At 46.4% G+C, this 24,615-nt stretch carries 27 protein-coding genes and 1 riboswitch; of the genes, 17 read left to right on the top strand and 10 right to left on the bottom strand.

All coding sequences use genetic code 11. The features are described 5' to 3' along the window. Positions 1-74 precede the first annotated feature (74 nt). From odhB to QMA09_RS14315, 5 genes are all read left to right on the top strand, one after another. Positions 75-1,340, top strand: coding sequence for a 2-oxoglutarate dehydrogenase complex dihydrolipoyllysine-residue succinyltransferase (gene odhB, locus QMA09_RS14335; protein ID WP_290213588.1), 1,266 nt, complete (start codon positions 75-77; stop codon positions 1,338-1,340). 91 nt (positions 1,341-1,431) lie between these two features. After that, the gene (locus tag QMA09_RS14330; protein ID WP_290213587.1) at positions 1,432-2,022 is read left to right on the top strand and encodes a DedA family protein; all 591 of its coding nucleotides are present in this window, start codon (positions 1,432-1,434) and stop codon (positions 2,020-2,022) included. A gap of 69 nt (positions 2,023-2,091) precedes the next feature. After that, entirely contained in the window at positions 2,092-2,289 is a 198-nt protein-coding gene (locus QMA09_RS14325) for a DUF6501 family protein (protein WP_290213586.1), read from the top strand. Between the two features lie 55 nt (positions 2,290-2,344). Further along, positions 2,345-3,202, top strand: a complete 858-nt coding sequence (locus tag QMA09_RS14320; protein WP_290213585.1) for an AAA family ATPase — start codon at positions 2,345-2,347, stop codon at positions 3,200-3,202. 9 nt (positions 3,203-3,211) lie between these two features. Further along, entirely contained in the window at positions 3,212-5,065 is a 1,854-nt protein-coding gene (locus QMA09_RS14315) for a vWA domain-containing protein (protein ID WP_290213599.1), read from the top strand. 56 nt (positions 5,066-5,121) lie between these two features. Here QMA09_RS14315 and QMA09_RS14310 read toward each other — a convergent pair whose 3' ends face one another. Beyond that, the gene (locus QMA09_RS14310) at positions 5,122-6,303 is read right to left on the bottom strand and encodes a toxic anion resistance protein (RefSeq protein WP_290213584.1); all 1,182 of its coding nucleotides are present in this window, start codon (positions 6,301-6,303) and stop codon (positions 5,122-5,124) included. Then, positions 6,275-6,973 (bottom strand): 5-bromo-4-chloroindolyl phosphate hydrolysis family protein, encoded by a 699-nt coding sequence (locus tag QMA09_RS14305; protein WP_290213583.1) that lies wholly within the window; start codon positions 6,971-6,973, stop codon positions 6,275-6,277. Before QMA09_RS14305 ends, QMA09_RS14310 begins: the two co-directional genes overlap by 29 nt. A gap of 201 nt (positions 6,974-7,174) precedes the next feature. Between QMA09_RS14305 and QMA09_RS14300 the strand changes: the two genes are divergently transcribed. The 5 genes from QMA09_RS14300 (at position 7,175) to QMA09_RS14280 (ending at position 10,859) form a co-directional block, all read left to right on the top strand. Further along, positions 7,175-7,462, top strand: coding sequence for a DUF1033 family protein (locus QMA09_RS14300; RefSeq protein WP_135501371.1), 288 nt, complete (start codon positions 7,175-7,177; stop codon positions 7,460-7,462). Positions 7,463-7,741: 279 nt separating this feature from the next. Next, the gene (locus tag QMA09_RS14295; protein WP_135501373.1) at positions 7,742-7,939 is read left to right on the top strand and encodes a cold-shock protein; all 198 of its coding nucleotides are present in this window, start codon (positions 7,742-7,744) and stop codon (positions 7,937-7,939) included. Between the two features lie 375 nt (positions 7,940-8,314). Beyond that, positions 8,315-9,976 (top strand): M4 family metallopeptidase, encoded by a 1,662-nt coding sequence (locus QMA09_RS14290; protein ID WP_135501375.1) that lies wholly within the window; start codon positions 8,315-8,317, stop codon positions 9,974-9,976. A 159-nt stretch (positions 9,977-10,135) separates the two neighbouring features. Further along, the gene (locus QMA09_RS14285; protein ID WP_135501377.1) at positions 10,136-10,342 is read left to right on the top strand and encodes a cold-shock protein; all 207 of its coding nucleotides are present in this window, start codon (positions 10,136-10,138) and stop codon (positions 10,340-10,342) included. Between the two features lie 40 nt (positions 10,343-10,382). Beyond that, complete coding sequence (locus QMA09_RS14280; RefSeq protein ID WP_135501379.1) at positions 10,383-10,859, top strand: YkvA family protein; 477 nt, start codon at positions 10,383-10,385, stop codon at positions 10,857-10,859. A 56-nt stretch (positions 10,860-10,915) separates the two neighbouring features. On the opposite strand, the gene QMA09_RS14275 is transcribed toward QMA09_RS14280, so the two are convergent. Both QMA09_RS14275 and QMA09_RS14270 read right to left on the bottom strand, forming a co-directional pair. Further along, positions 10,916-12,523, bottom strand: coding sequence for an ABC-F family ATP-binding cassette domain-containing protein (locus QMA09_RS14275; protein ID WP_135501381.1), 1,608 nt, complete (start codon positions 12,521-12,523; stop codon positions 10,916-10,918). Between the two features lie 255 nt (positions 12,524-12,778). Next, positions 12,779-13,015 (bottom strand): hypothetical protein, encoded by a 237-nt coding sequence (locus QMA09_RS14270; protein ID WP_135501383.1) that lies wholly within the window; start codon positions 13,013-13,015, stop codon positions 12,779-12,781. Between the two features lie 90 nt (positions 13,016-13,105). On the opposite strand from QMA09_RS14270, the gene QMA09_RS14265 reads away from it, so the two are divergent. Genes QMA09_RS14265 through QMA09_RS14255 form a run of 3 tightly spaced genes read left to right on the top strand, consistent with a single transcriptional unit; the run spans position 13,106 to position 15,985 of the window. Further along, positions 13,106-14,281, top strand: coding sequence for an MFS transporter (locus QMA09_RS14265; RefSeq protein WP_290213582.1), 1,176 nt, complete (start codon positions 13,106-13,108; stop codon positions 14,279-14,281). 29 nt (positions 14,282-14,310) lie between these two features. Beyond that, entirely contained in the window at positions 14,311-15,264 is a 954-nt protein-coding gene (corA, locus tag QMA09_RS14260; protein WP_135501385.1) for a magnesium/cobalt transporter CorA, read from the top strand. Positions 15,265-15,286: 22 nt separating this feature from the next. After that, on the top strand, positions 15,287-15,985 hold the full coding sequence (locus QMA09_RS14255) for a YjjG family noncanonical pyrimidine nucleotidase (RefSeq protein WP_290213581.1): 699 nt from the start codon (positions 15,287-15,289) through the stop codon (positions 15,983-15,985). Positions 15,986-16,028: 43 nt separating this feature from the next. Here QMA09_RS14255 and msrA read toward each other — a convergent pair whose 3' ends face one another. Further along, positions 16,029-16,553: a peptide-methionine (S)-S-oxide reductase MsrA gene (msrA, locus tag QMA09_RS14250; RefSeq protein ID WP_290213580.1), complete on the bottom strand. Its 525-nt coding sequence runs from the start codon at positions 16,551-16,553 to the stop codon at positions 16,029-16,031. A 149-nt stretch (positions 16,554-16,702) separates the two neighbouring features. Here msrA and QMA09_RS14245 point away from each other — a divergent pair, with 149 nt between their 5' ends. The 4 genes from QMA09_RS14245 to QMA09_RS14230 all read left to right on the top strand — a co-directional run bounded on the left by QMA09_RS14245 (position 16,703) and on the right by QMA09_RS14230 (position 20,322). Continuing rightward, positions 16,703-17,653, top strand: a complete 951-nt coding sequence (locus QMA09_RS14245; RefSeq protein WP_290213579.1) for an LCP family protein — start codon at positions 16,703-16,705, stop codon at positions 17,651-17,653. Between the two features lie 56 nt (positions 17,654-17,709). Further along, positions 17,710-18,897 carry an AI-2E family transporter gene (locus tag QMA09_RS14240; RefSeq protein ID WP_290213578.1) on the top strand — a complete coding sequence of 396 codons (1,188 nt, stop codon included), beginning with the start codon at positions 17,710-17,712 and terminating at the stop codon, positions 18,895-18,897. Positions 18,898-18,960: 63 nt separating this feature from the next. Beyond that, positions 18,961-19,374, top strand: coding sequence for a sporulation protein (locus QMA09_RS14235; RefSeq protein ID WP_290213577.1), 414 nt, complete (start codon positions 18,961-18,963; stop codon positions 19,372-19,374). A 123-nt stretch (positions 19,375-19,497) separates the two neighbouring features. After that, a complete protein-coding gene (locus QMA09_RS14230) occupies positions 19,498-20,322 on the top strand; it encodes a GNAT family N-acetyltransferase (RefSeq protein ID WP_290213576.1) in 825 nt (274 codons plus the stop codon). Positions 20,323-20,378: 56 nt separating this feature from the next. On the opposite strand, the gene QMA09_RS14225 is transcribed toward QMA09_RS14230, so the two are convergent. The 5 genes from QMA09_RS14225 to QMA09_RS14205 form a co-directional block, all read right to left on the bottom strand. After that, positions 20,379-20,843 carry a hypothetical protein gene (locus QMA09_RS14225; RefSeq protein WP_290213575.1) on the bottom strand — a complete coding sequence of 155 codons (465 nt, stop codon included), beginning with the start codon at positions 20,841-20,843 and terminating at the stop codon, positions 20,379-20,381. Between the two features lie 184 nt (positions 20,844-21,027). Beyond that, positions 21,028-21,765 (bottom strand): energy-coupling factor transporter transmembrane component T family protein, encoded by a 738-nt coding sequence (locus QMA09_RS14220; protein ID WP_290213598.1) that lies wholly within the window; start codon positions 21,763-21,765, stop codon positions 21,028-21,030. Between the two features lies 1 nt (position 21,766). Beyond that, the gene (locus QMA09_RS14215; RefSeq protein WP_290213574.1) at positions 21,767-23,203 is read right to left on the bottom strand and encodes an ABC transporter ATP-binding protein; all 1,437 of its coding nucleotides are present in this window, start codon (positions 23,201-23,203) and stop codon (positions 21,767-21,769) included. Next, positions 23,190-23,771: an ECF transporter S component gene (locus QMA09_RS14210; protein WP_290213573.1), complete on the bottom strand. Its 582-nt coding sequence runs from the start codon at positions 23,769-23,771 to the stop codon at positions 23,190-23,192. The genes QMA09_RS14215 and QMA09_RS14210 overlap by 14 nt, the downstream gene beginning before the upstream one ends. Further along, on the bottom strand, positions 23,764-24,363 hold the full coding sequence (locus tag QMA09_RS14205; protein ID WP_290213572.1) for a YkoF family thiamine/hydroxymethylpyrimidine-binding protein: 600 nt from the start codon (positions 24,361-24,363) through the stop codon (positions 23,764-23,766). Before QMA09_RS14205 ends, QMA09_RS14210 begins: the two co-directional genes overlap by 8 nt. Before the next feature lie 92 nt (positions 24,364-24,455). Next, positions 24,456-24,562: riboswitch (TPP riboswitch) on the bottom strand. Positions 24,563-24,615: the final 53 nt, after the last annotated feature.

Raw genomic sequence — 24,615 nt, 5'->3', positions numbered from 1 at the left:
TGGCCGCAAGAAACCGCTTTGCAGCGGATTTCTTGCGGGTCATTTAAGCGAGACATTATAAGGAGGAATTTTTTGTGGCAGAGATCAAAGTACCTGAATTAGCAGAATCGATTACAGAAGGAACTATCGCACAATGGCTTAAACAGCCGGGCGATACAGTTGAAAAAGGAGAATTCATCGTTGAACTGGAAACGGATAAAGTCAATGTTGAAGTCATCTCTGAAGAAGCCGGAACGGTGCAGGAACTATTAGCACAAGAAGGCGACACGGTTGAAGTCGGCCAAGTCATCGCAATCGTTGGAGCTGGCTCAGGCGCAGCTGCTGAACCAAAAGCGCAAGAACCTGCGAAAACAGAAGGAGCTCCTAAAGCTGAAGCGCCTGCAACGCAAGAAGCAGTTGAACAAGCGCCGGCGGCTGAAGAACAATCTTCCTCTGACCGTACGATCGCCAGCCCGGCTGCCCGTAAATTGGCACGTGAAAAAGGCATCGACCTTGCTGCGATTTCTCCTGTAGATCCGATGGGCCGCGTGCGTGTCCAGGATGTTGAGGCACATGCCGCTAAACCAGCAGCAAGCGCATCTGCACCTGCTGCTAAAACGGAAGCTCCAAAAGCTGCTGCACCTTCTTCTGATGAAGAAAGCGGACGTGTAGTACGGGAAAAAATGTCCCGCCGCCGCCAGACAATCGCGAAGAGATTGTTGGAAGTCAAGCAATCGACTGCGATGCTGACAACGTTCAACGAAATCGACATGACAAATGTCATGGCGCTGCGCAGCCGCAAAAAAGATCAGTTCCAGCAAAACAACGACGTTAAACTTGGTTTCATGTCATTCTTCACAAAAGCTGTTACAGCAGCATTGAAAAAATATCCATACGTAAACGCTGAATTGGACGGTACGGATGTCCTCTTGAAGCAGTACTTTGATGTTGGCATTGCCGTTTCAACTGAAGAAGGCCTTGTGGTTCCGATTGTCCGTGATACGGACAAGAAAAACTTCGCTGAAATCGAAAGATCAATCGGCGAATTGGCGACGAAAGCACGCGACAAAAAACTTTCGATTGCTGACATGACAGGCGGTTCTTTCACCATCACTAATGGCGGCGTATTCGGCTCATTATTATCAACGCCGATCTTGAACGGTACGCAAGTCGGGATCCTCGGCATGCACACAATCCAAAAACGCCCGATTGCCGTTGGCGATGCAGTTGAAATCCGCCCGATGATGTACGTGGCACTTTCGTATGACCACCGCGTCATCGATGGCAGCGACTCTGTCGGATTCTTGAAAATGGTCAAAGACTTGTTAGAAAATCCTGAAGATTTATTGCTTGAAGGTTAATATTTTTAGGAAAGAAAGGCCCCTGAATTGCAGGGGCCTCTTTTTTTTGGGATGATAGTAGGAGAGAATTGCCGAAAGGCGGCAGATGCCGATGGATTTATCCCAATTAATGGATTTAGTTATAGAATACGGCTATATTAGTATGTTCGCATTTAATTGGCTGCTGTTGTTCGGCTTGCCAATTCCGAACGAAGCCGCCGCCGCTTTTTCAGGCATGTTGACGGAAATCAGCTATTTTACGCCGATCTACGCTTTTCTAGCCGCCTACCTAGGGCTGATTAGCAGCAATACATTTGCTTATATGCTGGGCCGCATATTCGGTCAGCGCCTGCTGCATCGATTGGAAAAGACATGGCTAAATAAAACCATCGAGCGCTTTTCCGCTTTTCTGGCCAAGCATGGCAAGATGGCGATATCGTTCAGCTTTTTCTTGCCTGGCATCCGCTGGGCGATGCCTTACGTCGTTGGAGCAAACCGGTACCCATTTGGCCATTATGCGCTGTATGCGTACACTGCAGGATTCGTATGGATGTTTATTTACTTCAACATCGGTCGCACATTCCCGTATGCCTACGAATCGATAATCAGCCATCTTCAAGGCTTCCTACTGGGCTTGTCTTTCCTGGTCGTTTCCGGCTCTGTCATCCGGATGATCTGGCTATCAAAAAAGCAGCGCAGCTGAGTGGGTTTGAAATTTGCGCGGAGTTTCCTTATACTGAAGTTTATAGACCCATAGAAAAGGATGATTTATGTGATTCACAACGAATGGCTTACGAAAGAAACAATCCGCACAGTAACCTGCAAGCATACCGACGCAGCTAAATTTCTGGTTTCCAATGTATTAACTGTTGGCAAAACCTATGAAGTGAAAAACGAAACGGATGAATTCATTTTCGTTGTCGATAATACTGGAAAAGTTGGCGGGTTCTACAAAACATATTTTGAATGAAAACAAAAAAGCCGATGATGCGTCATCGGTTTTTTTCGTGGAAAGAAGGGTTCATATGGATTTTATTGAAAAAGATTTTCAAAGCAGAAAAAGCCGCGATCATGCAGGCTATGAAAAACTGATTGCAGAAGGCGGCTATATATCTCCCGATGCTGATTTATGGCACGACATCCTGTCAGCTGTGGTGCTTCGCAAACCGGTTTTATTGAAAGGGCCGACTGGGGCGGGCAAAACCAAACTTGCAGAAAGCATTTCCGCTGCCTACGGCCAGCCTATGCAAAGCATCAATTGTTCGGTGGATTTGGATGCGGAAGCGCTGCTTGGTTTTAAAACTTTGGTGCAGCATAAAGGAGAAAGCCGGATCGAGTTTATCGAAGGCCCGGTCGTTACGGCGATGAAAAAAGGCCAATTTTTGTATATCGATGAGATTAATATGGCTAAGCCTGAAACGCTGCCGATTCTTCACAGCGCACTCGATCACCGCCGGATGATGACAAATCCTTTCACAGGGGAAGTGATCGAAGCCCATCCTGATTTTGGCGTTATTGCAGCAATCAACGAGGGCTATATAGGAACGGCACCGATGAACGAGGCGTTGAAAAACCGTTTTATCGCCTATCCGATCCCGTATTTGGCAGGGGACCAATTGCGGCAGCTTTGGGACCGTGAATTTCCAGGCGCAGATCCCGAATTGAAAAAATTCATCCTTAATTTAGCTGCGGATTTGATGAAGCAAGTAGAAAATGGGTTGCTGTCAGAAGAAGCTGCATCGATCCGAAGCTTGCTTGATGCAACCGCACTTTCTCAGCATATGGACCCGATGCGGGCAATCCGATATGCCATAGCAGAAAAACTGGAAGATGCAAGTGAACGGGAATTGTTCATGGATCTGGCCCATACTTGGAAGAAGTAGGTGAAGCGAATGGCTTCGGTCAACCGATTTATCCAATTCAATAATGAAACCATCGATACGAAGCTGCTGCATGGGATGGAAATGTTGGCTGGAGCATTGGCTGATGCGCCGTATTTGAAAGTGACGACGCGCAAATTGGTGGAATTCCGCCCTTCGGAATCGATGTTATCCATCAGTGTATTCTGGCGCCACAGGGCACCGCATATTGAACGCCTGGGCTACAAATCGGATATCTATTTGATGGCCGCCGGATTCTGGCGGGATTTTGATGTACCTGCATGGCGCACATTCATCAGCGGCCATTCTCCGCTGCCAGAATTGAAACAACAATTGCTCTTATGCGCGGAAGAATTCAGGCTAAGCGAGAAAATCAAGAAAGCACGTCCCGGTACTGCAGAAGCGTTTAAAGTCCGTGAGGAGACATATGCTGGCTACCACAAAGACCGCTACAAAGGGAATCGGCAGAAAGGCTTTGCGGCGGACGCCTTCCTGAATGCTGCATTTCTGCGCTTGCGCAGCATCGACGTTGTGGATACGGAAGAATGGGAACCGCTGTTTTTCATGTGGAGCAGAATGTTCGATGCACAGTCGACAGCCGATTCCGCTGAAGTTGTCGGAGCGATGATGGACAGGCTGGAATACCTGTTTGAAGCGGATTTGGTCCACGGCTATTATACGTTCGGGGAAGCAGTCGAGAAAAACCAGCCATTCCGTTACCACGAAGGAATTGAGCCTGAACAAAGCGAAGATGAAGAAAAAAATGATACGATTGAAGAATGGTTCCAGTCATGGCACCGGGAATCGGAAGCTTCCGAATCGGCGGCGATGGAATTTGAACTTGAACAAGGCGGTTCAGGCTATGCCGAAGGCGGCCGCGAAGAAGACGGCAGCGGGGAAGTGGAGCATACCGCAAAAGGCGATTCGCGCGGAGAACATAAAGAAGACAACGAAGCGGATGACCGGCAGATGGCGAGTTCCTCAAAACAAGCCGGCACGAAATTCGGCAACGCCAATAATCGTGTCGCTTATACAGAATCCCGCATCCGAATCGCGGCAGGCCAGCGGGGGCAGATTGAAGAATGGCGGCGCAAACAAGCGCCTTACGTAAAATCGCTGCTGCGCGAATTGAAAAAACGCATGATGCAAAAACAGCAATCCGTCAGAACCAATTTGAATGCAGGACGGTTGTCAAAAGACTTGCTGCCGCTAGTGATAGAAGACCGGCCCAAGCCTTTCTACCGCAAATCAGCGCCGTCAAAAGAATTGGATGCTGTATTTTGCCTGTTGATCGATGGCTCTGCATCAATGATCGATAAACTGGATGAAACAAAACAGGCTGTCTTGCTGTTCCATGATGTTTTGCGCGGACTTGGCGTGCCGCATGAAATTGTGCTGTTCTACGAGGATGCCTATGAAGCGAGTGATGACCGGCAGCCTAATTATTTTGAATGGATGCATAAAATGGAAGATGGTACGCTTGACCATGCGGATGCCATCGCGTCGATGGAGGCGCACGAAGATAACCGGGATGGCTTTGCCATCCGCTGGATGTCGGACCGCCTGCGCAGCCGCCAGGAAAAGCATCGGTTTCTGCTGGTCTTCTCGGACGGGGAACCATCAGCCTATAATTACGCGGAAAATGGCGTGGTCGATACAGCGGATGCCGTGGCGGAAGCAAAAAAGCAGAACATAGAAGTGCTCCATCTGTTCTTGAGCAACGGAACGATTTCAGATGAACAAGCCGCTTTTTACCGCATGATGTATGGCAATAAATCCGTAAGTGCCGATTCGCTCGAGCATTTTGTCGATCAGACTCTGCGTCTGCTTAAGCGGACGCTGCATTTGATCATCCAATCCGTCTAACTGAAAAAAATCCATGAAAAAACGGCTGCAGGTTTTGCAGCCGTTTTTAATATGCATTAGTATTGTTTGCCTTCACGGTCGTCTTGTATCGCAAGAAGGCGCTGTTTCAAATCTTCTTCCATGCGGCCGATTTCGATCTCTGCGGCTTTTCGGTTTTTGCGCCCTTCAGCTTGGATACGGAGGGTTTCTTCAATTGTATTAAGCAAGTTTTCCTGGGTCTGCTTCAAGGTTTCGATTTCCACGATGCCGCGCTCGTTTTCTTTCGCTGTTTCAATCGAGTTCACTTTCAGCATTTCGGAATTCTTCAACAGCAACTCGTTTGTGGTTGCTGTCACTTGTTTTTGTGCTTCGACAGCTTTCATCTGGCGATTCAACGTCAAGGCGATGGCAATCTGGTTTTTCCAAAGGGGAATAGATGTCATGATGGAAGACTGGATTTTCTCCGCCAAAGTTTGGTTGGTCTGCTGGATCATGCGGATCTGCGGTGCGCTTTGAATCGTAATTTGTCTCGATAATTGCAGATCGTACAAGCGTTTTTCCAGCCGATCAAGGAATTGTGCCATGTCATTGACTTCCTGATAAGCCATTTGGTCATTCGACGCCTCGGCTTTTTTGCGCAAAGCGGGAATGGTTTCAGTCAGGATTTCATCACGCTTCAGCTCAGCAGCAGCGATATAGACATTCAAAGCTTGAAAATAAGTCTTGTTCTGGTCGTATAGCTGTTCGAGCATCTGGACGTCATCCAGCAAGCCGCGTTTCGAATGGTCGAGCTGTATGCTGATGCGATCAACTTGTGTGCTGAGTTTCTGGTATTTCGTCATCATTTCCTGAACCGAGTATTTTGCCTTAGCGAATATTTTTCGGATACCGCCGCGCTTCTTTTGGGACAGTTCTTCAGGGTTCAGTTCCTGCAATTTTTTCATCAAGTCATTCAGCACATCGCCGACTGGGCCGATGTCTTTCGATTGGACATGGTCAAGCATCTTATGGGAAAACTGGCTAAGCTGGTTTTGTGCGTTCGCCCCGTATGTCAGGATGGCTTCATAATTGCCCGCAGGAATCTGTTTTGCCAGTTCCCGGGCTTTTGCCTGCTCGTCTTTCGTCAGTCGCTCCATTAATGCTTGAGGTTTGCCGGCTTCACTGGCTGGCAAATTGGATTCTTCTTTAACGGCTTCCATTCCGAACGGGTTGCCGAGTAAATCATCGAGTTCACTTTGGTTTGATCGATTCTGTGTCATGATCCACGTCTCCTTCATTGGCGTCAGGTAATTGATGAAGCAATTTCTGGTTATGATGCTGATCGACAGTCAAGCGGGCGTAATCGAGCTCCATCCGCAATTTTTCTACGTCAGAAGACAGCGTAAGCTTTAAATCGCGTTCTATCACACTGTTTAAAGACTTCAGCATTTCCCGCGTGTCCTGCAAAGTCGCTTTTAATTCACGATCTTTAACCGGCAATCCGACCAACATCGTATATTTTTCGGTCAATTCCAAAGCGGAATCCAAATGGGAATAAAAAAAGGGTTCGGCCAAATAGAATTTCCGTGGGTTTTGCTGCACTTGAGTAATGATTTTGTTGGATACTTTCACCATATTCATCAATTGCTTGAACGATGAAATCGAGCGGACCCGGTAATACTGGCTTTGCAATAGCTTTATTTTTTTCTGGGCTTCTTTGATCTGGATCCGGACATGTTTGTATTCGCTGCGTGTCATACCCAGTTTTTTCGAATCGGAACTTATCTGAACTTGTTTGATCGTCGTGTTGCTGGCCAAATAAGTTCCAGCCGCAACTGCCCCGGAGGCAATAAGCCCGATTTCAGCCCCTAAGTAAAAGATGGGAAACATGACGGTCATCAAAGGCAGGCTGATTGATTGCCGTTGGATGAATTTTTCAACAGGCTTCATAAATATGACCTCCTAGTACTCCTGCTCATTTATACGTTTCAGCGGGTGAAAAGTTTCAAGTTCACTCCATATACCTCATATTTTACAGCTTAGGAGAAAGCAATACAAACTTCAGGACTGCATCGGATACCAGCAAACTCTGGACAGAAATGCGATTATTTGGCACAATGATTAATAGGAAGAAAACTGGGAGTTGATGGCATGCATGAAATCATTTACGTGAAAAGTTTTTATGAACCATGGTGGATGCTCGAAGGATGGGAGCAGGATATCGTACAGCGAAACTCTTTTTCTACTATAGAAGAAGCGATTAGCTTTAAAAGCAAATTGGCCGACACGCTGCGCAATGCATATCCGGAGCATAAGAAAAAAGGGGAAGATTTCGACGTTTATTGGGAAAAAGGTGAATTGAAATACTGTCCGGACTGTGAAGAGGATCTCCAGGTATACCACGGAATCATCCATTTGCACACAGAAACCAATCGTTGATGTTATTAGAAAAGTCTGATTTCAATGATAATAGTGGTCTAATGTGTATATTGGTACATCATGTAGTAGGTGCAAAGCCCAATAAAAAAGTTTTTAGATTTATTTGACTTCTCAGTTATAATTGCTATAATAGACTTAAGAACCAAAGAAACCACCAGAAACAGCTATTCACCTATTCAAAAAAGTGATCAGCACGTTATGGTACTTTTTTGAATATGTGAATTTTTTTATGGAAAAATTCCATATTGAAAATTTTTTAAATCTCAGGAGGTTTTTTGCATGCAAGGTACAGTAAAATGGTTTAACTCAGAAAAAGGTTTTGGTTTTATCGAAGTTGAAGGCGGAGACGACGTTTTTGTTCATTTCTCAGCGATCCAAGGCGAAGGCTTTAAAACGCTTGACGAAGGACAAAAAGTTGAGTTTGAAGTAGAGGAAGGCAACCGCGGACCTCAAGCTACTAACGTAGTTAAAATCTAATCTCCCAAGACCCGCTCATACGTGAGCGGGTCTTTTTTTATGGATTTATCCGTTTTGGAGCTGATTTAAAGGAAATTGGGTGCAGAATTTTTTTGATTCCGCTAACAGGAATAGTGGAACGAATATAGGTTGATACGCGCGTTGATAAGGTTTCTTGTAAATTGTCAGAAAAATAACTGGAGGAAAAAGTAAAATAGGAAAATAAACCTGTTTAATTCCAGAATAGTTTGAAAACAAATTTAATTATAATCCTTTAAACACTTTTATAGGTAATTTAAAACAGTTATAGATTCCTATTTATTCAGAATACTTAAACGGTTATGCTTCTAAGTACCCCGAAAGAAACGGTGGCATATAAAAGGAGTGAACCATTACATGACAAAGAAAAAATTACTGACGTTAAGCCTGGCCGCTGCGCTGGCATTGTCCGCAACTTCTGCATCAGTGTATGCATCGCCAACGAATGCCGTATCTGAAAAAGTCCATGTAAACCAAAAAAGTAAAACAGCTGATCTGATCACGGGCCACTTAACGGTTCCTTCAAACAAAGCTGCAAAAGAAATTGTCTTTACATACTTAGAAAAACAAGAAACTCTTTACAAAACTGGCAAAGGCTCAGCAGCTGGCTTTAAAGTAGTGAGTGAGACAAAAGATGAGCTTGGCATGACCAACGTGAAAGTTCAACAAATGTTTAAAGGTGTGCCTGTATTCGGTTCTGTCATTTCAGCAACTGTTAACAAAGAAGGCGTTTTGACGGCTGTATCAGGAACTTTAGTTCCTGAATTGTTCAATAAAGCTTCTTTGAAAAAAGGTGCTACCGTTAAACCGGCTGCAGCTGCAGCAACTGCTTTAGCAGATTTAAAAGCGAATATCGGTGATGATGTGGCAATTGATAAGCAGATAGGGCCTAAATTGACGATTTATGTTGATGGCGGTGTACCAAAATACGCTTATAGTGCAGAATTCCAATTCCTTTACCCGACACCGGGCAATTACCAATACTTCATCGATGCAAAAACAGGTAAAGTCTTGGATTCCTTTAACCAGATGCATGAAGCTAAGCCGACAAACGGCGTAACAGCTCCGACTGGAACCAACGCAACTGCAACAGGCAAAGGTGTATTGGGCGATACAAAATCTTTCAATACGACACTTAACAGCAACGGATCATACCTCGTGGACAAAACACGCGGCGGCGGAATTTTCACATATGATGCCAGCAACCGTACACGCCTGCCAGGCACATTGTGGCTTGACGCGGACAATGCTTATAATGCTGCATATGACGCAGCAGCGGTTGATGCTCACGCCTATGCAGCTGAAACCTATGATTATTACAAAGAACAGCATAACCGCAATAGCTACGATGGCAACGGCGCGCAATTGATATCGACTGTGCATTACGGCCGCAGCTATAATAATGCGTTCTGGAATGGAACGCAAATGGTTTACGGCGATGGAGATGGCGTCCAGTTCACTTCGTTGTCAGGCGGGCTTGATGTCATTGCCCATGAATTGACGCATGCTGTTACGGATACAACAGCTGATCTGATTTACCAAAATGAATCAGGTGCCATCAATGAATCGATGTCCGATATTTTCGGAACGATTGTCGAATATCACGCTAACAACAATCCGGACTGGTTGATCGGCGAAGACATCTATACACCTGGAACTGCAGGCGACGCACTGCGTTCGATGGCAGATCCGACACTCAATGGCGATCCGGACCATTATTCTAAACGCTATACAGGAACAGGCGATAATGGCGGCGTCCACATCAACTCAGGCATCAGCAATAAAGCTGCATACCTATTGGCTAATGGCGGCACGCATTATGGCGTTTCAGTCACTGCCATCGGCAATGACAAAACAGCGGATATCTTCTATCGCACGTTGACGCAATACTTGACGCCAAGCTCGAACTACAGCCATTACCGCGCATCAACAATCCAGGCGGCAACGGACCTTTATGGAGCTTCAAGCGCTGAAGTGGCAAGCGTCAAAGCCGCATTCTCAGCAGTCGGTGTAAACTGATAATCAAATCAAATAAGGTAGGTGGGGCCGCTCTGTGGAGCGGCCCTTTTTTGGGAGGTATTAATTGCCGAAAAAACCCGGAAACCCTTTAGTTTAAGGAACAGCCTTTTAAGGGTATAAATCATGTAGTGAATTAAGTTACCTTTAGGAGGGTTTTAGATGAAAGGCACAGTAGTATCATTCGACAAGGAAAAAGGATTCGGTTTTATAAAAGGCGATAACGGTGAAATGTTCTATACGCATTCTGAGCATTCAAACATCGGGGATTTCTCCGTGCTGAACGAAGGCCAACAAGTGGACTTCATCCCAGTTGAAGGAAATCCGGAAAAAGAACGCATTGCCACAAACGTCACATTGAAATTCTAAAAGAGCTGTAAAATACCTACGAGGTGCAGGAGGAACATACATGACTAACGATTATTTGAAAAAACCGCTTCCAAACTCACAAGAACAAGATGACTTCTACCAAAAACTAAGAAGCAGAATCCAAAAATGGCTCGATAACCGTTCGGGTGGCGTCGGGAAATTAGGGCAATATGTCTTATTTGCACCGGATTTCTTCCATTTGTTAAGCAGACTCATGTTGGACAGCCGCATTGATGCTTCCAGCAAAAGCAAAATCGGAGCCGGTATTTTGTACTTTTTCGCACCGATCGATTTCCTGCCAGAGCTGTTAGTAGGGCCGGGAGGTTTCTTGGATGATGTGGTAGTCGCAGTGTTCATCGTCAATACATTGCTCAACAAATTCCCAACTGAAGTGATTGAAGAACATTGGGCAGGGGACAAAGAGCTGTTATCCGTCGTACGCGGCATTTCAAATTCAGGCAGCAAAGTCGTTTCCAAGATACCAGCAGGCCGTTTAGTAAAGCGCTTCATGAAATAAAAAAGGCAAGCTAAAGCCCGCAGCTCCTATTTAAGAGCTGCGGGCTTTTTTGTTTATTAGCTTAAGATTCCTTGTGAATCTTTCCATTCCAGGAAATCGTCATAAGTCAATTGTTTGTCCAAGATTGAACCGTCTTCACGGATTTCAATGACGCGGTTTGCAACTGTCTGGATAAACTGATGGTCATGTGAAGTGAAGACCATAGCGCCTTTAAATGCAATCATGCCATTATTCAATGCTTGAATCGATTCAAGATCCAAGTGGTTGGTCGGCTCATCAAGCAACAGGACATTCGAATGCGACAGCATCATTTTAGACAGCATGCAGCGCACTTTCTCGCCACCGGATAGGACCGAAGGTTTCTTTTTCACTTCTTCACCGGAGAATAGCATTCTGCCCAGGAAACCGCGCAGGAATGTTTCACTTTCATCTTCCGGAGAATACTGGCGCAGCCAGTCCACCAGCGATTGCTCACTGCCTTCGAAATAAGCGGCATTGTCAATCGGCAAGTAAGCGCGTGAAGTTGTTACACCCCAGCGGATTGAGCCAGAAGCAGGCTGATCTTCTTCGGCAAGGATGCGAAGCAACGCTGATTTAGCAAGCGGATCGCCAATCAGTACGATTTTATCGTCTTTGCCCATATTGAAGCTAATGTTATTTAAAAGCTGTTTGCCATCTACTGACTGGCTTAGGTCTTTTACAGTCAACACGTCATTTCCGATTTCGCGGCCGACAGTGAAATTGACGAACGGATATTTACGGGAAGAAGGACGGATATCATCCAGTTCGATCTTATCAAGCATTTTCTTCCGCGACGTTGCCTGCTTCGATTTAGAAGCATTGGCGGAGAAGCGGGCGATAAAGGCTTGAAGCTCTTTGATCTTTTCTTCTTTTTTCGAGTTCTGGTCAGATGCCAGGCGTGTTGCCAACTGGCTGGATTCATACCAGAAATCGTAGTTGCCGACGTATAGCTGGATTTTACCGAAGTCCAAGTCTGCGATATGCGTACACACTTTGTTCAGGAAGTGGCGGTCATGCGAGACGACGATGACGGTGTTGTCAAAGTTGATCAGGAATTCTTCCAGCCATTGGATGGCTTTCAAGTCCAAATGGTTGGTCGGCTCATCGAGCAGCAAAACATCAGGCTTGCCGAACAAAGCTTGTGCTAGAAGCACTTTGACTTTATCCGAACCGGAAAGTTCAGCCATTTTCTTATCGTGGAGCTCTTCAGAAATGCCAAGCCCTTGAAGCAGGATTGCAGCTTCTGATTCCGCTTCCCAACCGTTGAGTTCAGCGAATTCGCCTTCAAGCTCTGCAGCACGCATGCCGTCTTCATCTGAAAAGTCTTCTTTCATATAGATGGCATTTTTTTCTGCCATGATTTTGTATAATTTCTTATGGCCCATGATGACTGTTTCAAGCACCGGGTATTCTTCGTATTCAAAGTGATCCTGTTTCAAAACGGCCAGGCGTTCACCTGAACCCATGTAGACATTGCCGGATTGCGCATCAAGCTCACCTGACAGAATTTTGATGAATGTAGACTTGCCGGCGCCGTTCGCGCCAATCAGGCCGTAGCAATTACCAGGGTTGAATTGGATGTTTACATCTTCAAAAAGTTTACGGTCGCCAAAGCGAAGACTTACGTCATTTACTGCTATCATTTTTTACGTACCTCCCAAATTTCACAATAAGAATAGTATACCATGAAACCCGCTGAAATCGATAGCATTCGTCTGCAGTCTGAGATAAACTTAATGGAATGGCATAAAATATTTCTTGAAGCTTTTCATTTTTTTTTCTAACAGATGCTTTCCGCACGGCTATGCATAAACAGAAAATTATGTTTCAGCAGAGCAGGTAAGTGGAATAGCTCTATGGTTTACCCTATTTTGATGAATAGTTTCAGCTCGAAGGAATCAAACTTTATATTTCCGCTCTTTATAAGCTTCCAGCATGCCCAGGTCCTTATTCAGCAAATACTCCATGCGTACATAATCGCGTCTTTCCGGGATGTGGTCTTTTGTCAGGCCTTTCATCGTATAAATGAAATAATAGCCGCCGATTTGGCGGAACCAGACGACGACATGCGGAAACTCGTCAAAAATAGCTTTGATATTATAGCGTTTCGCGTAGCTCCAATTTACTAATCTCATTTCCAGCCCGCCTTTCACATCCATTTTAATGAATTTCAGCGGCGAACACAAGTTTGGACAAAAGCGATTCGGAGAAGGGGATGAAAGAAAATGGCGCAACTGAAAAACAAGCCGGCACTGGGCTTAATGGTGATTGCCATTTTGTTTGTGTCGTTGAATTTGAGGCCGGCAATTTCCTCTGTTGGGCCGCTGCTCGAAGCGATCCGCCGTGATTTGTCACTTTCCAATAGCGAGATCAGCTTGCTGACATCAATTCCGGTATTTTGCATGGGGCTTTTCGCGCCGCTGGCAATCGGCTTTAACCGCAAATTCGGAATCAAAAAAAGCATCACGCTTTTGATTGCGATGCTCGGTGCACTGACGTTTGTTCGGGGCTTGTTTCCGACATACCCTGTGCTGCTCGCGAGTTCTTTTTTTATCGGCCTTGCAATCGCGGTGGTCAGTCCGCTATTGTCGGCTGCGATTAAAACGAATTTTCCGGGAAGAACCGCTTCATTGATCGGCGTTTATTCATTCGGCATGGGGCTTGGCGCGATGCTGGCCTCCGGTTTGACCGGCGTATTTTACACGCTGGCAGGGTGGCCTCTTGCGCTGGCCAGCTGGGGAGTGCTGGCGCTGATCGCGTTGCCGTTTTGGCTGCGTGTGAAGGAACCTCCGAAAACGTACGCTGTGGATGCTGGCAGCCCGGCGAATCCCCCATGGAAAAACAAGCGCGCCTGGACGATGCTGCTGTTTTTCGGCTTTCAGTCGGCTATGTTTTTCTCACTGATTACGTGGCTTGCGCCTATCGCCATCGATAAAGGCATGACCGTGTTGACTGCTGGCGCGGTTTTGACGGTCATGGCAGCGGTCCAGCTCGTTGGAAACTTGTCTCTGCCGGTTTTGTTGGCAAGATTCCCAAGCCGGCTTTTATGGATTTTCCTGTCGCTGCTGTCGGGCGTTGCCGGACTGTTATTGCTTTTATTCGGCGGAGCCGCCGCGACTTGGGCTGCCGCGGTTTTCCTCGGCATCATGCTCGGCTGTTTGTTCCCGATAGCGCTTTTAATGCCGCTTGATGAGAACGAACACGCGGATGATGTCAACAGCTGGACGGCGATGATCCAATCTGGAGGCTATATCATTTCAAGCGGGATGCCATTTTTAATCGGCATGCTGTATGACCGTTGGGGTGAGCATTCCATTACTTTATATCTCTTATTGAGTTTTGCAGCACTGGTCATGCTGTTCGGAATTTTATTGTATAGAAACGAAATAAAGCAAAACTAATTCAAATAAATAAGAGCAAGGAGAACGTTATGATTCGAATTTTAGCCATTGATCAACAAGATAAACTCGTTATCGACCCGGAATTGAGCCAGCTGAAATTGATGAAATGGCATTGGGTGGATTTCAATGAACCAACACCCGAAGAAATTGATTTGCTCAGCAGCCATTTTGCGTTCCACCCGCTGGCTATCGAAGATTGCATCCATTCTTTGCAGCGTCCGAAAATGGAGTATTACGAAAATGTGACTTTTTTAGTGATGCATTCTTTTGTGCCAGGGGAACTGGATGTCAATGAAGTGGATTTTTTCCTGGGTGAGGATTTCTTGGTGACCTTCCATTTTGAGGATTTGGATGAAGTCAATTACGCATGGGAATATTTTAGGCATATGAAAAACGTGGAAAGCTTCAAGCCGCTTGAAGTTACCTATAAAATCATGGACGAAATTGTAGATGGTTTTTTTCCATTGGTAGAGGAGCTTGAAGACCGCCTCGCTTCTGTAGAAGGTTCAGAGCGATTGAAAAAAGCGGACAAATCGATTATGGAAGATACGTTCGAAGTGCGGCGGAATTTATTGAAAATCCGTCAAATCGTCGTGCCGACAAGGGACATGGTTTACCGCATCCTTGAATCGAAGCGTTTTATCATTCAAGAGCAGAAACGCGCATATTTCCAGGATGTCCATGACCATCTCATCAAATTAAGCCAGATGATCGATTCAAATCGTGAATTGACGACGGATATCCGCGATAATTACATATCATTGAACTCTTATCGCATGAACAATATCATGAAGACGCTGACGGTCATTACGACCATCTTCATGCCGCTTACATTTGTTGCAGGGCTGTACGGCATGAATTTTGTCAACATGCCGGAATTGCGCACCGAGAACGGTTATTTTGTCGTTTTGGCAGTCATGCTTGTGATGGCGATCGGCATGAGCGTTTGGTTCAAATCAAAAGGCTGGTTCGACAGCGATTGACCCTATAGAGAGGAATGGGAATATGGCAAGATACAACACGATTTTGTTTGATATTGATGATACCTTGATGGATTTTAGGCTTTCCGAGCGCGCCGCTTTGCACAATACATTTGTCGATTATGGAATGCCCGATGGTTTTTCCCGTTTCCACGGCTCCTACCGGGAAATCAGCAAGGTGCTATGGCAGGATTTGGAAGCGGGAACAATGCCGCTGGCTAAATTGGGAATCGAGCGTTTCAAGCGCCTGTTCCATCAGCATGAATTGGATTTCAGCGCAGAAGCGTTTGGCTCACAGTATTTGGATTATTTGGGGCAGGAAACACATTTATTTCCGGAAGCGGAAGCAATGCTTGAGGGACTCAGCGATTGCCACCTGGCCGTCATTACTAATGGCTTCGGTTCTGTGCAGAAAGCACGCCTTAAGAATTCTCCGATGCAACATCTTTTTGAACACGTCATCATTTCGGAAGAAGCGGGTTATCAGAAGCCGCATAGCGGCATCTTCGATTACGCTTTCCGTAAATTGGGCCTGACAAGCAAAGATTCGGTGCTGATTGTGGGAGATTCGCTGACGTCGGACATTAAAGGCGGCATGGATTATGGCATTGCGACGTGCTGGTTCAATCCGCAAGGCAAGCACAACGGCACTGCGGTCCAGCCGACACATGAAATCCGCTGTTTGTCAGAACTTCCTGAAATCGTCAACGGAAAAATGGAATAAGAAAAGGCCGATGACGTGCATCGGCCTTTTCTTTGACTGCTTATTAATCTTCTCTCCAGGTTGCTTCTAGAAATTTATCGCGTCCTGAGGCGGCGCGGTCTTCCTTATAATGCGCCTCATTTTTTTTATAATAATCCTGGTGGTAATCTTCTGCCGGATAAAATGGTGCGGCGTCGAGAATTTCGGTGACAACCGGCTTGTTAAAACGTCCGCTTTCATCAAGTGCTTGTTTCGATTCTTCGGCTAAACGGCGCTGCTTGTCATTATGCACGAAAATAGCAGCACGGTAGGAAGAGCCGCGATCCTGGAATTGGCCTTCGTTGTCGGTCGGGTCTATTTGCTGCCAGAAAATTTCAAGCAATTGTTCATAGCTGAACACTTCGGGCTGGAATGTGATTTCGACAACTTCCAGATGTCCGGTCGTACCGGATTTCACTTGTTCATAAGTAGGGTTTTCGACGCTGCCGCCGCTGTATCCGGAAACGATGCTTTCGATGCCATCAAATTGGTCGAATGGCTTGACCATGCACCAGAAGCAGCCGCCTGCGAATGTTGCTTTTTCTGTCATTCGGGGTTGCTCCTCTCATAGGGAATAGAAAAATCTTACCATTGTCGCTGTTAGACGACAATTTATATGTTTATAATAGGATTGCCGAAACTTCTTCTTATGAAATGTCGTCTTATGTTAGGCAAGAAATAGAAAGGAACGTGTTAATTATGCAAGAAGAAATGCAGCCTGCCAGATCAGGGCGGCGCAAAAAGAAACGGCTGCGGTTCCGCGGCGTGCTTCTCATCCTGTTTATCATATTGCTCGCAGTGGGAGCTTATGCGTTTGTGCAATACCAGAGCGGATTAAAATCAGCAGAAAAAAATACAGAGATTGAGCCGGTCAGTTTTGATGGAGATCCGGAAAATCCGGATTACTCGAACATCTTGATCATGGGAGTTGATTCCCGCGGGGAAGAGCAATCCCGCACCGATACGATGATGCTGCTGTCGCATAATAAAAAAACTGATGAAGTGAAATTGACTTCGTTCATGCGTGATATATACGCAGATATCCCGGATTATCAATCGTATAAATTGAATACGGCTTATTATTTGGGCGGCGCTGACCTTTTGGCAGATACATTGCGCTCAATGTTCGGCGTGGAAATCCATCATTACGCATTGGTCGACTTCTCGAATTTTGAACAAATGGTCGATATTGCTGCGCCGAATGGCGTCGAAATTGATGTGGAAAAAGATATGTCTAAATTAATCGGTGTCAGCCTGAAGCAAGGCGTCCACGATTTGAACGGCAAAGAACTTCTTGGCTATGCCCGATTCCGCGCCGACAATGAAGGCGACTTCGGACGGGTCCGCCGCCAGCAGCAAGTCCTGGCTGCAATGAAAGAAGAGCTGATCAGCCCGTCCGCTATTCCGCAATACCCAAAACTTGCGGGGGCAGTGAGAGGCTATGTACAAACCGATATCTCGACAGCCGATCAAGTAAAACTTGCAGTTCAGCTTGCCTTGAAAGGCGGCGGGGATTTGGAGCGCCTGACAGTTCCTGTAGAAGGAAGCTATAGCTATGGGAACTACTCGCATGCGGGTTCAGTGCTGGATATCGATGTCGAGCAGAACAAACAAGCACTTTCCGAATTTTTGTCACAGCCATTGAATTAAACTTTCTGATAATATGCTAAAATTAAAGTGAACTTAATCAGAAAGTAGGAGTTTTTGTGGAACCTGACAAGCAATCCTTTTTTTCGACCAACTTCATCCGGTTTCTGGGTGGAACGAATACCTTATTTTCATTGATTGCGTTGGTGCTTCTCGGCATGGTCATTTTCATCTTCCGGGAAGTGTCTTTTATCTTCCATCCGCTAAGTGTCTTTATGAAGACAGTGGTGCTGCCGGTGGTTTTGGCGTTGATCTTCTATTATTTGCTGCGGCCAATCCTGCGGCTGTTGATGGAGGCCAAAATTCCCCGGATTGGCGGGATTGCAATCATCTTCCTCGGGGGTGCAGGAATCCTGGCGTTGATCACGGTACTGGTGCTGCCATTTTTGAAAGAACAGTTTCAGACTTTGGTCATGGAGTTCCCAAAATACTTCATGGAATTGCTGACAGACCTCGATAGCTTTCTGCGGACATCGTTTGTCGGCGATTATTACAGCGGTTCCAGTTTTGATATTGAACAATTGATGGCTACGCTGCCAGCGAATGTTTCCGATACGCTGCAATCCGTCGTAACCGGCATCATTTCCGGCATCACCGGTTTTATCTCGACAATCACCAGTGTCATCTTGTCGATTGTCATCGTTCCGTTCATTTTGTTTTATTTGCTGAAAGACGGGGACAAGCTGCCGGGCTACTTCGTCAAGCTGCTGCCGCCGCGCTTCCGCGACGATACTCGGGAAGTGCTGAGCGAAGCAGACAAACAGCTTGGCGCATACATACAGGGCCAGCTGATCGTGGCGTTCTGCATTGGCGTCATGGTCTACATCGGATTTTTGATCATCGGCATGGATTATGCATTGCTCCTTGGCGTCCTGGCGATGATCACAAGCGTGGTGCCGTATATCGGGCCGGCTATTGCTATCACGCCAGCCGCAATTATTGCGCTCGTGACTTCGCCGTTCATGCTCATCAAATTGGCAGTTGTCTGGACGGTTGTTCAGCTGGTTGAAGGCAATTTGATTTCGCCGCAAGTCATGGGCAAGACAATGTATATTCATCCCGTGACGATCATTTTCGTGCTGCTGACTGCCGGTTCATTATTCGGCATTGCCGGAGTCATTCTCGGCATCCCGATGTATGCTTTGCTCCGCGTTCTGATCAGCCATTTCTACAAATTATTCAAGCGGCGCTATAACCGCCATGAAACCAATCTTGAACATCAATACGATTACACAGAACTGAATTGAGCGGTTTAACGTTATTTCTTTAGTGGTATAGAATACTTACAAAAAGTTGGGGGTCTCCATTTTATGAATTTCAAAAAATTCCTTAGTTCAGTAGGCATCGGCTCGGTGAAAATCGATACAGTCGTCGAGAGGCCGCATTTAATTGAAGGCGAAACACTGAATGGTACGATTTACTTCGAAGGCGGCGACAGCGACCAGGAAGTTGAGTTTATTGAACTTCAAGTTGTGGCACAGATTGTCGAGTATCGGGAAGACAGTGATTTTCAGATTATCGAAAAATTGATTACGAAACAGACACTGGAATTTTTCGGTACGGTGAAATCAAAAGGAACAGTCATGCAGCAATTTGACATTGTTCCGGATGAACGCTGGATTTTGGACAATCCTAAAGCGAAATTGCTGCTGCGCACAATCGTCCATATCCAAAACGGCGTTGATGCGCAAGACGAAGATGAAATCACCTATACACCGCAATAATAAATTTCAAGCTAAGGACGGCATCCAAATTGAATACTGATTTGGATGCCGTTTTTCTATTTTCCCGAAGGATTTAGGGAGCGGGAAGAAGCGTGTATTTATGGTAAAGAAGGGTGGCAGCGAATGATGGAATGGGGACAAAACAAGGAAACAACAAAAAAGATTGAAGACATTAAACGTAAAGGGACACAAGCATATTTTAAAGAATACCAGAAGCAAAGCCCTTCATTTACTGGAGAATATCTGATGTTGAAAGGCAAAGGCGATGTGTTTTGTTCTGGGGATTCCTGCCACGGTCTCGGTTTCGGGACCGATGAGGTGCTTGCATCCTCAGACATCGATGAAATGGAGAATTTTGTGCGTAAAAAAAGAACGGATTTCTCGCTTTTCTTGGAAATTACGCCATATGCGGATGAAAAGCTCATCAAGCGCCTGCAAGTGCTCGGCTATACATTGGACCATTTTCTGAACGTTTGGCTGATTGACTTGCAGCAATGGCAGCCAAGGGAAGTCCAGAAAGACAGCGGGGCAATCGTCGAGAAAGTGGATGATGAAAATGTTCATGACTGGGCATGGGCGGTTGCGCTGGGAATTTCTGACGACGATTACCAAGCGGCAGTGGCGGTTGAGTCGGTCAGATCATTTTGGCAAGTGGAAGGCAATACGGCATTTCTGGTAAGGGAAAACGGAGAATGCACGGGTGGCGGCTGCATGGCCATTGACGGGGAACTCGCGGAATTGTTTATGACCGCGATGCTGCCTGCTAAAAGAGGCAAAGGCTATCAGGCTATGCTGATCGAAGAGCGTCTGCGATATGCGAAAGAAGCAGGATGCACGTATGCCACGGTCACGACAAAACCCGGAACGTCTTCAGCACGCAACGCCAGGCGCAGCGGTTTTCAATTGGCCTACGACAAAGCCGTGCTGCGCAGCCCGCGTTTGGAATAAGTGAAAGGCAAAAAAGGCGGCTGCGGGAATTTCCCGCAGCCGGCTTTTCGGATGTTTTAATGCCAAGGGATGTCGTATAGCAATTTTGCGCACAGCACTTTGAATTGGCGGCCAGGATAAGTGTTTTCCATCAACTCAATCAGCCTGCATCCAGCCTCGGCAGCATCTTCGAAACGGCTATAAGGCTCCATATTCATGCGCTTAGAAAACATAAAAGGAGCGGAAGGATTGTATTTTACAAATAAAAAAATTATGTAAACTTCCATTTTTCCATACTGCTGAAAAAAGGCAGGCTCGATCAGCAGCTCGTTGTCAGGGAAGTAGCAGACTTTTTCTTTTTCAATTATGCCGATGCGCTTCATGGCCCATAAATTCGTATAGCCAATTGAAATTTCGGCAGAGGCGCGTTCCATCATCTGTGACATGTCCCGCTCAAATAATTTGAAGGAGTCTTGGCGGTTGGTCATATAAACAAGGTAGACTCGGTCGTCTTTTTCATCAAGCAATTGGATTTCGTGCATCACAGGCACCTCCACAACGGGTTTTATAGTCTATACCCTTAAATGCAAAAATCCGAACAATCGTTTTGAAAAACACAAAGACGGTCTTGGAGATAATAAATGTATATAACTACATAAGGTATTCTTAAAAACCCAAAACGCCTACAAGAAAAAAGACACGGCCTGCAATATGCAAGCCGCGCCGTTATTTTTCGAGTAAAACACCGATGATGCAACTTGCAGCCAAGAGGGCTGAAAAAAGAAGCGAAAGCCAATAATCCCTTGGTTTAATCCGAATCGGTCGGAAATAAGATGTTCGCGGTTCACCGGTAAAACCACGTGCTTCCATAGCAAAAGCGGCGCTTTCGGCCTTACGGACAGAACCGGCAAGGGTCGGAATGAGCATGCCGTAAATCGACGTTAATTGGAGCCATCTGCTATTCTTCACTGAAACATTTCTCATTTCATGGACCTGTTTAATCTGCACGAATTCTTCTTTTATAAGCGGCAGGAAATGGTAGCCCACTAGAACGCTATAGGCCAATTTCGGTGAAAGCTTCATTTGCTGCATAAGGCTCATGACAAATTTGACGGGTGCAGTAGTGAAGGCGAACATGAGCGACAGCACGGAAAAAGCCAGCACCCGAAACGAAAGTGACAATGCCAGATTTAATTGTTGGTCGGTGATGTCAAAAAAACCGGAGGACCAAATAATTGTTCCGCTGGAAGCGCGGCCAAAAACGATCGTGGTCCATAAATAGCCAAATGCGCCAAAAGCAAAAGGAAGCATGCAGACCAACCATAGTTTCCAGTTGGTTTGGCTGAATAGGATTTGCAATAAGACAATGCCGCAACAAAAAATCAGCGGAGTCCAGGGGTTGAAAAAGCAAGCCATCACGATCATCGATAAAGTGACAATGACAAATTTGAAAGATGGATTCATGTCATTCAATAGATGCTTCATGGATTGCCACTCTTTCCGGAGCCAATAAATGATGGGCTAGCAGCAAGTCATCCCGTGTCCAAAAGTCAGCTGCGGAATATTTGCCGGTCATCGCACCATCTTTCAGCAGTACAACGGAATCAGCGACCGCCAAAGCGAACGACATGTCATGCGTGACGATTACAAATGCTGCGCCTTCTGCTGTCCGTTGACCGATCAACGTATATAATTCTTGGAGCGATGCGGCGTCTTGCCCTGCTGTCGGTTCATCCATAAGCAGGATTTGCCGTTTGTCTGCGAGCATTGCCCCGACTGCAACACGCCGTTTTTGGCCGTGGCTCACCGAAAAAGGATGTGAATCCGCAATTGTTGAGAGATCCAGCCGGTTCATCAGCCCTTTGATTTCTTGCAGCGAAGAGATTCCCGAATAAGCCACTTCCTGGGAAACGCTCTGAGCTAAAAACATGAACTCGGGGGATTGAGGCACGTAGCCTCGCCGGGAAATTGCCTGGATGGTGCCACTTGCCTGATGGATTCCGCATAATGCTTTTAAAAGCGTTGTTTTCCCGCTGCCGTTCGGACCCGCGACAATTGTGACTTCACCGCGTGTTAATGAAAAGGACAGAGGGGAAAGGCGTGTTTTGCCATCGATTTCTACTGCCAAACCTTGAATACGAAGTGCTTCTTCTGCCGCTTTTCCGGAAAGCCGCGAAGGGAAGAGGAGGGCCGGTATTTCAGCCGGCGGTCCATCCGCGATTACCCTTCCGTCTCTGCCAAGCCGAATTTCCCGTTTGAAGAAAGATTTCCAATGTACCAGCCTATGTTCCACAGCGATAATTGTCAGCTGCCGGAGTTGCTGCAATCCGTCGAGCCAACAAACGAAATCGCGCGCAGTCACCGGATCAAGATGGGATAATGGTTCATCCAGCAAGAGCACTTCCGGATCCATGATCAATGCGCAAGCGACAGCGACACGCTGTTTCATGCCGCCAGATAAGCTATGGATTTTGGAATGCCGCCACTCAGTCAAAGACGTCAAAGAAAGAATGCCCGCAATCCGCTCTTCCATGTCAGCCTGAGGGATATGCAGATTCTCCAATGTAAATGCCAATTCCTCTTCAACTGTCGGCATGCAGAATTGAGCATCGGGATCCTGAAACACGGTTGCAATCCGTCGATTGATTTCACCGGGGGCGTAATGTTCCCCATTTTTTCCGAATAACCGGATTTCTCCGCTGACGATGCCATCACAATTGAGTGGATAAAGGCGGTTCAGCAAATACAAAAGCGTACTTTTGCCACAGCCGCTCGGGCCGCATACGGCGATGCGTTCACCCCGGTGGATAATAGCTGAAACATTGTGCAATACCGCTTTGCTGCAATCCGGAAACCGGAATGACAAGTTATTTAAGCGGATGACTTCCTCAGGCACCCGCATCACCTTTGCCGCTGCGGGAAATTGCATAACCACGCAGCGAACCAGTTGCGAGGAGGCCGTCAGCTATATATTTGCCGCCAATCCCCGCAATCACCATGCCACTCAAGACACGCAAAGTGAACATGAATGCAACAAATGACGGATCGAGTGCAGCATAACCCGATATAAAGTAGCCATAGATGAAACTGAACACGGCAGAGCCGGCGCCGGCGAGCATCAGTATTGCCAGATTGAAATGTCTGTAGCGCGTGGCTGCAAACGCAGCTTCCGCACCAAGGCCTTGAACGAGCCCTGACAAAATCAGGCGCGGCCCAACCGCATTGCCAAGAAGGACTTCGATTAATGCCGCCAATGTTTCAGGCAGGACGGCGGCTCCGGGTTTGCGAATAATATACATTGAAATGATGGATACGATAAACCAGATGCCGAACATCCATTCATATGCGATTGGTCCGATAATGCCAGCCCATATGTTGCCGAAATGGATAAACACGAGATAAACGATGCCGAAGACGACACCGAACAATGACATCAGGACGATTTCTTTCAACTTCCAATCTTTAAGCACCGCTGCCACCTCCATGAGAAGGGCTATTTATGCTCAAAGCGACTGTCATCACGAGGTGCGCATTTTCAGAAGTTCGGGCATTGGCAAACGCTTCTTCGTAAAAAGCGAATACATCATGGATATCACCATGGATGCCGCTCGCATAATGCATGGAGTCATTAAAGACGCCCAGTGCCTTCGCACGTTCGACTTCCCGGTAGATAATTGCCATATAATCGGGATTGTTCATGGGATAAAGCGCGAATTGCGAAGAAACATATTGCTTTGACGTATCGGTGTTCAGCAACTCGTCACCTTTGTCCAAATAGGCATCTCCGGCAGAATCACCTGGGCAGCCGACAGAAAATGTGCCTGACATGGCGACGTGCACGCCCGTTTTTGCAGCATGGAGCGCAATCGACTTCGCTGCATTGAACACATGGAGCTGCCTGCCGCGGATGACGGTCGAAACATCGTCAGTGTGCATCCAAACATTCGTGGTGTCGGTTTCCCGCAATGCCCCTTTAATGACTTGGATGAAATCCCCGGCCATCGGATGCAATGAAAAGCGAAATCCGACAATCGGGCTGGTGCCGCATTGTAGTGGTTCCATATAAAAAATCCTCCTTAAAATTTACACAAAAAAGGCCGCATCCGTGAAGATGCAGCCACAATTTCATGTATAAAATCCAGAAAGGATCGGGACAGAAATGCGCCGCACTTCCTCACGCAGGTCCTAACCTGATCGAGTTATAAGGGATCGAAGCTTGCGCTTGCATCTCAGCTAAAAATAAGCACCCCTAGTGCAAAAACGGTATGCAGTTTTATTGTGCCGGGTTTTCCCGATGGGTTCAGTCTAGCGCAA

This window comes from Planococcus sp. APC 3906 (genome assembly GCF_030407685.1).
GTDB classification, from domain to species: Bacteria; Bacillota; Bacilli; order Bacillales_A; family Planococcaceae; genus Planococcus; species Planococcus koreensis.
The sequence above is the reverse complement of the archived record's forward strand: the minus strand, read 5'-3'. Positions and strand labels throughout refer to the sequence as shown.